Source organism: Ralstonia sp. 25mfcol4.1 (assembly GCF_900104095.1).
Taxonomy (GTDB): domain Bacteria; phylum Pseudomonadota; class Gammaproteobacteria; order Burkholderiales; family Burkholderiaceae; genus Cupriavidus.
In genome coordinates this window covers 306,215-318,741 of record NZ_FNJO01000003.1, presented here as the reverse complement: position 1 = coordinate 318,741, position 12,527 = coordinate 306,215, and the positions used below count along the sequence as shown (strand labels likewise).

General features: G+C 65.4%; 12 protein-coding genes and 1 tRNA gene. 10 read left to right on the top strand and 3 right to left on the bottom strand.

Annotated elements, in window-relative coordinates; genetic code table 11:
* Nucleotides 1–31 precede the first annotated feature (31 nt).
* From infC to BLQ58_RS07505, 8 genes are all read left to right on the top strand, one after another.
* Nucleotides 32–553, top strand: a complete 522-nt coding sequence (gene infC, locus BLQ58_RS07540) for a translation initiation factor IF-3 (protein WP_092595869.1) — start codon at nucleotides 32–34, stop codon at nucleotides 551–553.
* A gap of 180 nt (nucleotides 554–733) precedes the next feature.
* On the top strand, nucleotides 734–931 hold the full coding sequence (gene rpmI, locus BLQ58_RS07535; RefSeq protein ID WP_006575466.1) for a 50S ribosomal protein L35: 198 nt from the start codon (nucleotides 734–736) through the stop codon (nucleotides 929–931).
* Nucleotides 932–959: 28 nt separating this feature from the next.
* Nucleotides 960–1,316, top strand: coding sequence for a 50S ribosomal protein L20 (rplT, locus tag BLQ58_RS07530; protein ID WP_092595867.1), 357 nt, complete (start codon nucleotides 960–962; stop codon nucleotides 1,314–1,316).
* Nucleotides 1,317–1,570: 254 nt separating this feature from the next.
* The gene (gene pheS / locus BLQ58_RS07525) at nucleotides 1,571–2,596 is read left to right on the top strand and encodes a phenylalanine--tRNA ligase subunit alpha (RefSeq protein ID WP_175459866.1); all 1,026 of its coding nucleotides are present in this window, start codon (nucleotides 1,571–1,573) and stop codon (nucleotides 2,594–2,596) included.
* Between the two features lie 66 nt (nucleotides 2,597–2,662).
* Entirely contained in the window at nucleotides 2,663–5,110 is a 2,448-nt protein-coding gene (pheT, locus tag BLQ58_RS07520; RefSeq protein WP_092595863.1) for a phenylalanine--tRNA ligase subunit beta, read from the top strand.
* A 75-nt stretch (nucleotides 5,111–5,185) separates the two neighbouring features.
* Nucleotides 5,186–5,602 carry an integration host factor subunit alpha gene (locus tag BLQ58_RS07515; RefSeq protein ID WP_066738541.1) on the top strand — a complete coding sequence of 139 codons (417 nt, stop codon included), beginning with the start codon at nucleotides 5,186–5,188 and terminating at the stop codon, nucleotides 5,600–5,602.
* A gap of 197 nt (nucleotides 5,603–5,799) precedes the next feature.
* Nucleotides 5,800–6,237 (top strand): MerR family transcriptional regulator, encoded by a 438-nt coding sequence (locus tag BLQ58_RS07510; protein ID WP_092595861.1) that lies wholly within the window; start codon nucleotides 5,800–5,802, stop codon nucleotides 6,235–6,237.
* A gap of 56 nt (nucleotides 6,238–6,293) precedes the next feature.
* Nucleotides 6,294–6,370 (top strand) — tRNA-Pro (locus BLQ58_RS07505).
* A 343-nt stretch (nucleotides 6,371–6,713) separates the two neighbouring features.
* Here the strand turns inward: BLQ58_RS07505 and msrA are convergent.
* The 3 genes from msrA to msrB all read right to left on the bottom strand — a co-directional run bounded on the left by msrA (nucleotide 6,714) and on the right by msrB (nucleotide 10,004).
* Nucleotides 6,714–7,445: a peptide-methionine (S)-S-oxide reductase MsrA gene (msrA, locus tag BLQ58_RS07500; protein ID WP_092595859.1), complete on the bottom strand. Its 732-nt coding sequence runs from the start codon at nucleotides 7,443–7,445 to the stop codon at nucleotides 6,714–6,716.
* 62 nt (nucleotides 7,446–7,507) lie between these two features.
* Nucleotides 7,508–9,430 carry a cytochrome c biogenesis protein DipZ gene (locus BLQ58_RS07495; protein WP_092595857.1) on the bottom strand — a complete coding sequence of 641 codons (1,923 nt, stop codon included), beginning with the start codon at nucleotides 9,428–9,430 and terminating at the stop codon, nucleotides 7,508–7,510.
* A 55-nt stretch (nucleotides 9,431–9,485) separates the two neighbouring features.
* The gene (gene msrB, locus BLQ58_RS07490; RefSeq protein ID WP_092595855.1) at nucleotides 9,486–10,004 is read right to left on the bottom strand and encodes a peptide-methionine (R)-S-oxide reductase MsrB; all 519 of its coding nucleotides are present in this window, start codon (nucleotides 10,002–10,004) and stop codon (nucleotides 9,486–9,488) included.
* A 172-nt stretch (nucleotides 10,005–10,176) separates the two neighbouring features.
* Between msrB and BLQ58_RS07485 the strand changes: the two genes are divergently transcribed.
* Nucleotides 10,177–10,938 (top strand): response regulator transcription factor, encoded by a 762-nt coding sequence (locus BLQ58_RS07485; RefSeq protein WP_092595853.1) that lies wholly within the window; start codon nucleotides 10,177–10,179, stop codon nucleotides 10,936–10,938.
* Nucleotides 10,935–12,386 (top strand): sensor histidine kinase, encoded by a 1,452-nt coding sequence (locus tag BLQ58_RS07480; RefSeq protein WP_092595851.1) that lies wholly within the window; start codon nucleotides 10,935–10,937, stop codon nucleotides 12,384–12,386. The genes BLQ58_RS07485 and BLQ58_RS07480 overlap by 4 nt, the downstream gene beginning before the upstream one ends.
* Nucleotides 12,387–12,527: the final 141 nt, after the last annotated feature.

The following is a 12,527-nucleotide window of genomic DNA, read 5'->3' as shown; positions in this document are numbered from 1 at the left end:
TTGTTTTTTTGTCTTCTTGAGGTAACGGAACATCGCTACAGACAAAGGTCACCGTATCAACCGGGAAATCAGCGCGCCTGAGCTGCGCCTGGTAGGGGTTGATAACGAGCAGCTCGGCATCGTCAAGTTCATGGACGCACTGCGCATGGCCGAGGACAAGGACTTGGATCTGGTGGAGATCGCGCCTAACGCGGCTCCTCCCGTGGCCCGCATCATGGACTACGGCAAGTTCAAGTACGAGGAAGCCAAGCGCGCCCACGAGGCCAAGCTTAAGCAGAAGATCATCCAGGTCAAGGAAGTGAAATTCCGTCCTGGCACGGATGATGGCGACTACAACGTCAAGCTGCGCAACCTGCGACGCTTCCTGGAGGATGGGGATAAGACCAAGATCACGCTGCGTTTCCGCGGTCGTGAGATGGCCCACCAGGAAATCGGCGCGCGCATGCTCGAGCGTCTGAAGGCTGACCTGGAAGAGCTGGGTCAGGTCGAGCAGATGCCGAAGATGGAAGGTCGCCAGATGGTGATGGTGCTGGCTCCCAAGAAGAAGAAGTAATTCCTGTGTGGGGCGACGGCCGGGATGCCGGGGGTATCCCGGCGTCGCCCTGCGCGGAAACCGTGCGTGGTGTACGGGGTTTGCACCCCGGTGCCGCGTACAAAAACAAGTGGATGCGGGTTTTGCAAGTGATGGCGTCAGTCATCCACCTGCATGCATGTCATAGAGCTGGAGTTATTCATGCCTAAGATGAAGACCAAGAAAAGCGCCTCCAAGCGCTTTACGGCGCGCCCGAACGGTTCGTTCAAGCGTGGCCAGGCCTTCAAGCGTCACATCCTGACGAAGAAGACCACCAAGAACAAGCGTCAACTGCGCGGCACCCAGGACGTCCATGAGACGAACCTGAAGTCCGTTCGCGCGATGATGCCTTACGCATAACCCCAACCGATAACGAAAGGAGTATTACATGCCTCGAGTAAAGCGTGGGGTCACTGCACGGGCCCGTCACAAGAAGGTTATCGACGCTGCCAAGGGTTACCGCGGCCGTCGCAATAATGTCTACCGTATCGCCAAGCAGGCGGTCATGCGTGCTGGTCAGTACGCGTACCGCGATCGTCGCAACAAGAAGCGCGTGTTCCGCGCTCTGTGGATTGCACGTATCAATGCCGCGACGCGTGAGCATGGCATGACCTACAGCGTGTTCATGAACGGCCTGAAGAAGGCTTCGATTGAACTGGACCGCAAGGTGCTGTCGGACATGGCCATCCATGACAAGCCTGCCTTTGCCGCCATCGTCAACCAGGTGAAAGCCTCCGTTGCCTGATGGCCGTTCGGGAAGCGCGTAATGCGCTTCCGGGCAAGCACCGACCGCAAGGTCTGCTGAAACGGGGCTCCTCACCGAGCCCCGTTTTCATTTCGAATGCCATGCCGAATGGAGACTTCCCCAGCCGGGACGGCATCCGAAATGACAAGGCATCGCCGCGTGCGACCTACCGTGTACCGCGTATCGCGCCCGGCGGCAGTGCCTATCCTTCCTATGCACCATCCACGTACCGTCCACGTATAGCCGTCATGTCCCTGGATCTGGATCAAATCGTCGCCGACGCACAGGCCGCCTTCGCCGCCGCCAACGACAACGCCACGCTGGAAAACGAGAAGGCCCGCTTCCTGGGCAAGACCGGCGCACTGACCGAACTGCTCAAGGGCCTCGGCAAGCTGGACCCGGAAGCCCGCAAGACCGAGGGCGCCCGCATCAACCAGGTCAAGCAGCAGGTGGAGGGCGCGCTGCAGGTGCGCCGCCAGGCGCTGGCCGATGCGCTGATGAACGCGCGCCTGGCCGCCGAGGCCATCGACGTGACGCTGCCGGGCCGCGCCGTGGCGCGCGGCAGCGTGCACCCCGTGATGCGTACGTGGGAGCGTGTCGAGCAGATCTTCGGCTCGATCGGCTTCGACGTGGCCGACGGCCCCGAGATCGAAACCGACTGGATGAACTTCACCGCGCTGAACAACCCGGACAACCATCCGGCACGTTCGATGCAGGACACGTTCTATGTGGACGGCCGCGACAGCGACGACAAGCTTCTGCTGCTGCGTACCCATACCAGCCCGATGCAGGTGCGCTACGCCCGCATGCACGTGCAGAAGTACGCCGGCAAGCCGATGCCGCCGATCAAGGTGATCTGCCCGGGCCGCACCTATCGCGTGGACAGCGACGCCACGCACTCGCCGATGTTCAACCAGGTGGAAGGCCTGTGGATCAGCGAGGATGTCAGCTTTGCCGACCTCAAGGGCGTGTACACCGATTTCCTGCGCAAGTTCTTCGAGCGCGACGACATCCAGGTGCGCTTCCGCCCCTCGTACTTCCCGTTCACCGAGCCGTCGGCCGAAATCGACATGGCCTTTGGCAATGGCAAGTGGCTGGAAATTTCCGGCTCGGGCCAGGTTCACCCGAACGTGCTGCGCAACATGGGCCTCGACCCCGAGCGTTATATCGGCTTCGCGTTCGGCTCCGGGCTGGAGCGCCTGACGATGCTGCGCTACGGCATCAATGACCTGCGCCTGTTCTTCGAGGGCGACGTGCGCTTCCTGCGCCAGTTCGCCTGATCGTCGCAGGCCGCTGCCCGCATATCGTCAAAGACATCACAGAATACCTACCGGATCAGAAGCGCCATGCAATTCTCGGAATCCTGGCTTCGCACATTCGCCAATCCTGAAAAGATCTCGACCGACGCGCTGTCCCACAGCCTGACCATGGCCGGCCTCGAAGTGGAAGAGGTCGGCCCGGTTGCGCCGCCGTTCAACAAGATCGTGGTGGCCAGCGTGCTGGCGACCGAACGCCATCCCAATGCCGACCGCCTGAACGTTTGCCAGGTGGACGTCGGCACCGGCGAGACGCTGCAGATCGTTTGCGGCGCGCCCAACGTGAAGCCGGGCATCAAGGTGCCATGTGCGCTGGTGGGCGCCGTGCTGCCGCCTGCCGAAGACGGCGGCAAGCCGTTCGAGATCAAGGTGGGCAAGCTCCGCGGCGTGGACAGCTTCGGCATGCTGTGCTCGGCCCGCGAACTGAAGCTGTCGGAAGATCACGGCGGCCTGCTGGTGCTGCCGGACGACGCGCCGGTGGGCCAGGACATCCGCCAGTACCTGGACCTTGACGACCAGGTCTTCACGATCAAGCTGACGCCAAACAAGGCGGACTGCCTGTCGATCCACGGCGTGGCGCGCGAGGTGTCGGCGCTGACCGGTGCCGCGCTGACGCTGCCGGACATGTCGCCGGTGGCCGTGACGCTGCAGGACAAGCTGCCGGTCAGGATCTCGGCGCCCGACCTGTGTGGCCGTTTCTCGGGCCGTATCATCCGCGGCGTGAACGCCCGGGCGGCCACGCCGGCCTGGATGGTGCAGCGCCTGGAGCGTTCGGGTCAGCGCAGCATCTCGGCACTGGTCGATATCTCGAACTACGTGATGCTCGAACTCGGCCGACCGTCGCACGTGTTCGACCTGGACAAGATCCACGGCGGGCTGGACGTGCGCTGGGGCCGCAAGGGCGAACAGCTCAAGCTGCTGAACGGCAACACCGTCGAGGTGGACGAGCAGGTTGGCGTGATCTCCGACGACAAGGAAATCGAAAGCCTGGCGGGCATCATGGGCGGCGACAGCACCGCCGTGTCGCTGGACACCACGAACATCTATCTGGAAGCCGCGTTCTGGTGGCCCAATGCCATCCAGGGTCGCGCGCGCCGCTACAACTTCTCGACCGATGCCGCGCATCGCTTCGAGCGTGGCGTGGACTACGCCACCACAGTGGAGCACATCGAACGCATCAGTGCGCTGATTCTTGATATCTGCGGCGGCCAGGCCGGCCCGGTGGACGACCAGATCGTCAACCTGCCGCAGCGCAAGCCGGTGGCCCTTCGCGTGGCGCGCGCCGAGCGCGTGTTGGGTATCGAACTGTCGCCGGCTGAGATCGCCGATGTGTTCCAGCGCCTGAACCTGCCGTTCACGCGTTCGCAGGGCGCGGATGGCGAGGTGTTCGAGGTCACGCCGCCGAGCTATCGCTTCGACATCGAGATCGAGGAAGACCTGATCGAGGAAGTGGCGCGGATCTACGGCTTCGAGCGTATCGTGGCCCGTCCGCCGATCGCCGAAAGCGAAATGCGCCCGACCAACGAAGGCCGCCGCTCGCAGCACGTGGTGCGCCACGCGCTGGCCGCGCGCGACTTCAACGAAGTGATCAACTTCGCCTTCGTGGAAGAGCAGTGGGAGCGCGACTTTGCCGCCAATGACAACCCGATCCGCCTGTTGAACCCGATCGCTAGCCAGCTGGCCGTGATGCGTTCGACGCTGATCGGTGGCCTGGTCGACAAGGTGCGCTACAACCTCAACCGCAAGGCGGCGCGCGTGCGCCTGTTCGAGGTGGGCCGCGTGTTCCACCGCGACGCCAGCGTGGCCGACGGCGGCCTGACCGTGGCCGGCTATCGCCAGCCGATGATGGCGGCGGGCATCGCCTACGGCCCGGCATTCGAGGGGCAATGGGGTGTGGCAACGCGCCCGGTGGACTTCTTCGACATCAAGGGTGATGTGGAGGCGCTGTTCCATCCGCGCACGCCGCGCTTCGAGCCGGTGGCGCATCCCGCGCTGCACCCGGGCCGCGCCGCGCGCGTGATCGTCGGCGGCAAGTCCGTGGGCGTGGTGGGTGAAATTCACCCGCGCTGGCTGCAGGAGTACGAGCTGACCAACGCGCCGGTCGTGTTCGAGCTGGAGCTCGACGCGCTGCGCGACGTGGGCCTGCCGGTGTACACGGAAATCTCCAAGTTCCCGGCGGCCGTGCGTGACCTGGCCGTGGTGGTCAAGCAGCAGGTGCGCGTGCAGGACATGATCGATGCCATGCGCGCGGCGCTGGACAAGGCCGGCTCTGGCCACTTTGTCCAGAGCCTGGTGCTGTTCGACGAGTTCCGTCCCAAGGCGGCGTCGGCGTCAATTGGTGCCGACGAGAAAAGTCTTGCCTTCCGGGTAACGTTGCAAGATACTGGGGCGACCCTCCAGGACGAGACAGTCGACAGCGCGGTGCGTTGCATGGTCGACGCGCTGACAGCGGGCTTCGAAGCCCGTCTGCGCGGTTAAACCACCATCGCAGTTGGAGCGCCCGGGCACAGCTCCCGGGCGGATCGCCAGACAGATTCAAGAGAGCGATCAAGGATGAACGATCGAGACGCGATTTCCATGAATGCTGCAGACCTGGGCGAGGCAAGCGACCGGCATGCTGCCTCCTTCGACGATGCATCGCCGGAAGCCCGCGCTACCGAGGTGCCTACCCTGACCAAGGCCGAACTCGCAGAAATGCTGTTCGACCAGGTCGGCCTGAACAAGCGCGAATCGAAGGATATGGTCGAGGCTTTCTTCGACGTGATTCGTGAAGCCCTGGAAAAGGGCGACAGCGTGAAGCTGTCCGGCTTCGGCAACTTCCAGTTGCGCGACAAGGCCCAACGTCCCGGCCGCAACCCCAAGACGGGCGAGATCATTCCGATCACCGCCCGCCGTGTGGTGACGTTCCACGCAAGCCAGAAGCTCAAGAGCCTGGTCGAGGAACGCGCCGACGTGGCGCTTCCGGGCTGACGACGCGGCAGGACCTGACGCCCCGCGTGTCAGCCGCCTGTCGAACGATGACCGTCGCGGCGCACAGACATCTGTATCAATTTGCCACATCGGTTGGATTGCCCGGGGCGGCGGCTGTCTGTATCCTGCAATGCTGCGCGCGCGTCGCGCCAACCGCGTCTCGCCCCTGACGGGGCTGACATCAGCTTCTCCATCGCATGACGGAAAAATCCAGCGAGCGCGTCGCGCTGCCGCCGATTCCCGCAAAACGCTATTTCACGATCGGTGAAGTCAGCGAGCTTTGCGCCGTCAAGCCGCACGTCCTGCGCTATTGGGAGCAGGAGTTCACGCAGCTCAAGCCCGTGAAGCGGCGCGGCAACCGCCGCTATTACCAGCACCATGAAGTCCTGCTGATCCGACGGATTCGCGAACTGCTCTACGAGCAAGGCTTCACGATCAACGGTGCGCGCAACCGGCTGGACGAAGGGCGTCATCATGGCGTCGCCGCTGCCATGCCGGACGAAGCGGTCGAAGCCAAATCCGACGCCGCAGTGCAACCGCCGATGCTGTCGGTCGACCTGAACACGCTGCGCGGCGACCTGGTGGAAGTCCAGCATCTGCTGGCGCAACTGAAGCAGATCGCGAAGCATGAATAAATTAACTGCAAACCACTAGCCATTACTGTCGGCTCTGATATAATCTCGTTCTTCTTCGGGGCGTAGCGCAGCCTGGTAGCGTACCTGCATGGGGTGCAGGTGGTCGGAGGTTCAAATCCTCTCGCCCCGACCAAAAAAAATGGAAGCCCGCGTAATCGATTGGTTACGCGGGCTTTGTCTTTTCCGATTCAGTGATTGCCCTGGCGATATGCCAGGCGAACTGGTCAGGGCGGGATCACCGCAAAATTTCCTTACATCTCAGACATTGTTCTGTGTCCGTGATGGTCTAGCCTTAACCCCATTCATCGAACTCATGGAATGCCGCACGATGGCGGTTTATCGTGCGGCCGCGTTTATTAGTGATGACCTGGCGTGACGTCTTACTGATTGGTTGTGGATGGGTAGGTGCCTGCGTGGCCGCGGGGTGGATCCTGAGCGCGGCGGTCGGGGTGTTCGGGTGAACCTGCCGGGCTCCCTCACTGCGCTTTCGATACCAGCACCGGATCGTTCCGATAGAGGTCCGGGAACATCTTCTTCAGGTTGCCGATCTTCGGCAGGTCGTTGAAGACGATATACATGTCGCGCGGGTTCCGGGCCAGATAATCCTGGTGGTAGCTCTCGGCGGCATAGAACGGCTTGTTGGGCTCCACGCGCGTCACGATCGGCGACGGCCAGGCCCTGCTGGTGCCCAACTGCGCAATATAGGCTTCGGCAATCGATTTCTGCTCCGGTGTAAGCGGGAAAATGGCGGAGCGGTATTGCGTGCCGTGGTCCGGCCCCTGGTAGTTCAGTTGCGTCGGATTATGGGCGACCGAGAAAAAGACCTGCAGCAGCTTGCCGTAGGTAATTTGCGTGGGGTCGTAGCGGACTTCCACGGACTCGGCGTGTCCGGTATTGCCGGTGCCCACTTTTTCGTACTGCGCCGTATTGGCCGCGCCCCCCGCGTAACCGGATGTGACCAGCGTTACGCCACGTACATGCTGGAACACGCCTTGCACGCCCCAGAAGCAGCCGCCGGCGAAGACCGCCGTGGCGGAATGGCTGGTGCCCGGTTTTTCGTCGACGGTGGGGGCCGGAACCTTCACTGCGTCCTCGGCCGACAGGGCGGGTACCCGGTAGGTGGTGGCGATGGCCGCGACGAAGGCGAGCCCCATCATCTTGAGCGTGGTAGGGCGGGTCCAGCGTTGCAGCGTGGTGATGGCGGTCATGGTGATGTTCCTTTCGCTGTCGAAATCAGTGTGGATGGCTTGAACCGGTCCTGGCTACGGCCTCAGCCGAACGTGAACGCGTAGGCCTGCACGCCGGGGTCCAGAAACTCGATGGCAAAGGTGCGGTCGCGTATCGTCCCGTCTTGCCGCACCAACTGGTAAAGGCGCTGGTCCGTGACCGTGCCGGTGCCGTCGGCGGCCACGTCCGTGCCGTGCGATGCCCCTGGCGACTGGCCATCGATCGTCACACGGAAACGCGCCGGCTTGCCGTCGCGGCCGGGGCCCAGCACCAGATGCAGATCGCGGGCGTGGAAGCGGTAGACGATGCGCCCATCGGGCTTCACCAGCGAGGCGTGCTCGTCGCCGATATTCCACTGGCCGGCCAGGCCCCACTGGTTCAGCGCAGGCTGGACGGGCGCGCTGTAGTCCTTCGTGGCGTCTTGCCGGGCACCGCCGGGCGAGGCGAAATTCTCGGCCCGTGCGTAGCCGACGTAGGTTTCCGGCGACTGCACGGCGCGGGCGTCGGCGGCCAACTCCACGCCCGATGCCATGCCCTGTACCGTCCCTTCCGCCGCGCCCGCACCGACAGCAGCCATCTTGCCCACATCGCCGTGGCCGGCCTCGGCCAGCAGCTCGCGGATGACCTGCTCGGACTGGTCGTATTCGCCTTCGCCGAAGTGGTGGAAGCGCACGCGTCCCTGGGCGTCGATGAAGTAGTGCGCCGGCCAGTAGTTGTTGTGGAAGGCGCGCCAGATGGCGTAGTTGTTGTCGATCGCGACCGGGTAGGTCACGCCCAGGTCCTTCGTCGCCTTGCGGACGTTGTCGATATTGCGCTCGAACGCGAACTCGGGCGCATGCACGCCGATCACCACCAGCCCCTGGTCGCGATACTTGTCCGCCCACGCCTTCACGTACGGCAGCGAGCGCAGGCAGTTGATGCACGAATACGTCCAGAAATCGACCAGTACCACCTTGCCTCGCAGGGCGTCTGCCGTCAGGGGCGGCGAATTCAGCCACGCCACCGCGCCATCGACACCGGGAAACTTGCCTTCGACCGGCAGGTTCGATGCATGGTCGGCCGCCGCGCGCATCATCATCGACCCACCGGATGCCTCGGGCCTGGCCGACATCGCCATACTGTTCTGCGCCATCGCCTGTGGCTTGGCCTGCATCATCATCGCGCCGCCGCCGCCGCCGCCGCCGCCGCCGCCGCCGCCGCCGCCGCCGCCGCCGCCGCCGCCGCCGCCGCCGGCGTCCTTGCGGCCGGCGAAGGCATCGACCAGCCGCTGCTCCAGGCCGCCGGTGGCTACCGTGGAAATACGCGTGAGGATGCCAGTATCGAGCCCGAGCGCGATGGCGGCCACGCCCACGAGCATGGCGGCGCCGATGCCGCGCCGGATCCATTCGCCCGCGCCCAGCGACCGTTTCATGGCGGCGAACACGCGGCCGCCTACCAGTAGCGCCACCGCCAACGACGTGGCGGCGCCGGCGGCATAGGCGAGCAACAGCAGGGTGGTGCCGATGCTGGCGCCCTGCAGTGCTGCGCCCGTCAGCACCAGGCCCAGGATCGGGCCCGCGCAGGGCGCCCAGAGCAGGCCCGTGGCGATGCCGAGCAGGAACGACGACGCCGGGCTGGCCGGGCGTCCGTCGGCCTGGGCGAAGCTGGTCAGGCGGCTGCCGGCACGTACCAGCGGCTGGGTCAGCCGTTCGGCAAGGCTCGGCAGCAGCAGCGTCACGCCGAACACGGCCAGCATCGCGATGGCCAGCCAGCGGCCAAGTTCATTGGCCTGCGCTACCCAGCCGCCGCCCACGGCGGCCAGCGTGGCCACGCCGGCGAACGTGATACCCATGCCGGCCAGCAGGGGCAGGCCGCTGCGCACGAACGGCTGGTCGGCCCGCGCGAATACGAACGGGAGGACAGGCAGGATGCAGGGGCTCAGGATCGTCAGGACCCCGCCCAGGTAGGCAAGTATCAGCAGCAGCATGGCGTGGTGCTCGTGGTCGGTGGCTGGGGAATGTCGCGGTGCCCGCGGGTCAAGGTCAGGCGGCAGCCGGCCGGAAGGTCATTGCTACGCCGTTCATGCAATAGCGCAGACCGGTGGGCTTGGGTCCGTCATCGAATACATGGCCCAGGTGACCGCCGCAGCGGCGGCAATGCACCGCGGTGCGGATCATCCCGAACGTCACGTCCTGGGTGGTGCCCACCGCATTGGCCAGCGGCGCCCAGAAGCTGGGCCAGCCGGTGCCGCTGTCGAACTTGGTATTCGACGCGAACAGGTCGAGCTGGCAGCCCGCGCAGGCGAACAGGCCCTTGCGGTGCTCGTCGTTGAGCGGACTGCTGAACGGCCGTTCCGTGCCTTCCTGCCGCAGCACGTTGTACTGGGCGGCGGTCAGCTTCTTGCGCCAGTCGGCATCGCTCATGGTCACTTCGAATTTCTCGGGGGCCTGCGGGGCGGTGCCGGCGCTGGTCGGGCCCGCCAGCAGCCGCCAGCCGCCCAGGGCGGCCACCGCGGCAGTCAGGGTGCCGCCGGACAGCAGAAAGCGTCGGGTGATGCGCATGGTGGACTCCGTGCTCAGGAAGGGGTGATCGGATGGTAGGCAACCGGGCGTATCGGAGTCCTCGCCGAACCTTAAACAATTCGTGATAACTGCCTCAGGCGGATTTCTGCACAATAGCGACACATTCCCGATTTCCCGAGCTTTCCCGCAGCCCCTGCCCACCCGGTACAACATGGAACACCCGAAACGGATCCTGCTGGTCGAAGACGATGCCGGCATTGCCAACGTGCTGGCCATGCATCTGCGCGACGAACGCTACGAGGTCGTACACAGTGCCGACGGCGCCGAAGGCCTTCGCCTGCTGGAGCAGGGCGGCTGGGACGCGCTGGTGCTGGACCTGATGCTGCCCGGCGTGGATGGGCTGGAAATCTGCCGGCGGGCGCGTGCGATGACGCGCTACACGCCGATCATCATCACCAGCGCGCGTTCCAGCGAGGTGCACCGCATCCTGGGACTGGAACTGGGCGCCGACGACTACCTGGCCAAGCCGTTCTCGGTGCTGGAGCTGGTAGCGCGCGTCAAGGCGCTGCTGCGGCGCGTGGAGGCGATGGCCCGCGATGTGCGCGCCGACGCCGGTAGCCTGGAACTGGCTGGCCTGGCCATCGACCCGCTGGCGCGCCAGGCTTCGGTCGACGGCCGGCGGCTCGATCTCACGCCGCGCGAGTTCGACCTGCTGTACTTCTTCGCACGCCATCCCGACAAGGTTTTCTCGCGCATGGACCTGCTCAACGCGGTCTGGGGCTATCAGCACGAAGGCTACGAACACACCGTGAACACGCATATCAACCGGCTGCGCACCAAGATCGAGGCCGATCCGGCGCGCCCGATGCGCATCCTGACGGTCTGGCGTCGGGGCTACCGGTTCGTGGCCGACCCGGCTGCCGCGCCCATGGGCGAGGTGGAAGACAAGGGGACCGAAGGGGAGCCATCGTGAACCTGTCGCTGACCCAGCGCCTGTCGGCCGTGTTCGCGGCGCTGCTGCTGGCCTGCTGCGGCGCGTCGGCCTGGCTGCAGGTGCGCGCCAACGCGATGCACGAGAAAGAGGTGATCCAGAGCCTGTCGCGCGGCCTGGCCGCCTACATCGCGCGCAATGCCCTGCTGGAGGACCAGAGTGCCATCGCGCCGCAGGCGCTGCGCCAGCTGTTCGGCCAGTTGATGGTGGTGAACCCCAGCGTCGAGGTCTATCTGCTGGACGACCAGGGCCATATTCGCGGCCACGATGCGCCCAGCGGCCACCTGATCCGCGATCGGGTCGATCTGGCGCCGGTGAAGAAGCTGATCGACGGCGGCGCGCTGCCGATCCTGGGCGACGATCCGCGCAGCGCGTCCGGGCGCAAGGTGTTCAGCGCCGCGCCGTTGCGGCAGGGCGGCTATATCTATGTGGTGCTGATGGGCGAGACGCACGACCGGCTTGCCGCGCGGGCGTCGCAGGATTCGGTCATGCGCACCACGCTATGGTCGATGGCGCTGGTGGCCTCGCTGGGCCTGATCGCCGGCCTGGTGGCGTTTGCGCTGATCACGCGGCCGCTGCGCCGGCTGACCAACGAGATCCGGCAGTTCGATTCCGGCGATGCCTACACCGCCGGCGACCCGCAGGCGACGCCGGCAGAGCCCGTGCCACGCGACGAGATGGCGGCGCTCGAATCGGCGTTTCGCCAGATGTCGGACCGCATCGACAGCCAGTGGCGCGCGCTCAAGCAGCAGGACCAGGAACGGCGCGAGATGGTGGCCAACATCTCGCACGACCTGCGCACGCCGCTGACGTCGTTGCACGGCTACCTGGAAACCTTGTCGGTCAAGGCCGACAGCCTGAGCGCGGACGAACGCCAACGCTATCTGGCGATTGCGCTGGCGCAGAGCGCCAAGGTCGGCGGACTGGCCCAGGCGCTGTTCGAACTGGCGCGGCTGGAGCATGGCATGGTGCAGGCCGTGCCCGAGGACTTCTCGATGGTTGACCTGACGCAGGACGTGCTCGAAAAATTTGCCTTGCCTGCCGAGGCCAAGCATTTGCAACTGCGCGCCGGGGTGCCCCCCGCGTTGCCGGCCGTGTCGGCCGACCTCGGCATGATCGAACGCGTGCTGACCAACCTGCTGGACAACGCGATCCGGCACACGCCGGCCGGCGGTACGGTCGAGATCGACCTGGCCAGCCAGGACGGCAGGGTGGCGGTCACGGTCAGCGATACGGGGCCGGGCATTCCGCCGGCGCTGCGCGAGTCGATCTTCCAGCGGCCGTTTCCGTCAGGCGGCGCGCATCGGGGCGGCGGCCTGGGCTTGCTGATCGTGCAGCGCATGCTGCAGCTGAATGGCAGCCAGGTGAAGCTGGTGGACCGGCAGGGCGGTACGACGCTGACGTTTGCGCTGCGGGCGGCGGCGCGGTAGCAGCCATGGCTGGCATGTGCTGTACGGCATCCATCGGCCGGCCTTTCCTTCGTCTGGAAGGGGGGCAGGCGGCCACGTGGGCCGATGCGGCGCGCGGCAATGCGGGGTGTCCGATGCACCGCGCGCCTCGTTCTAAGGCGC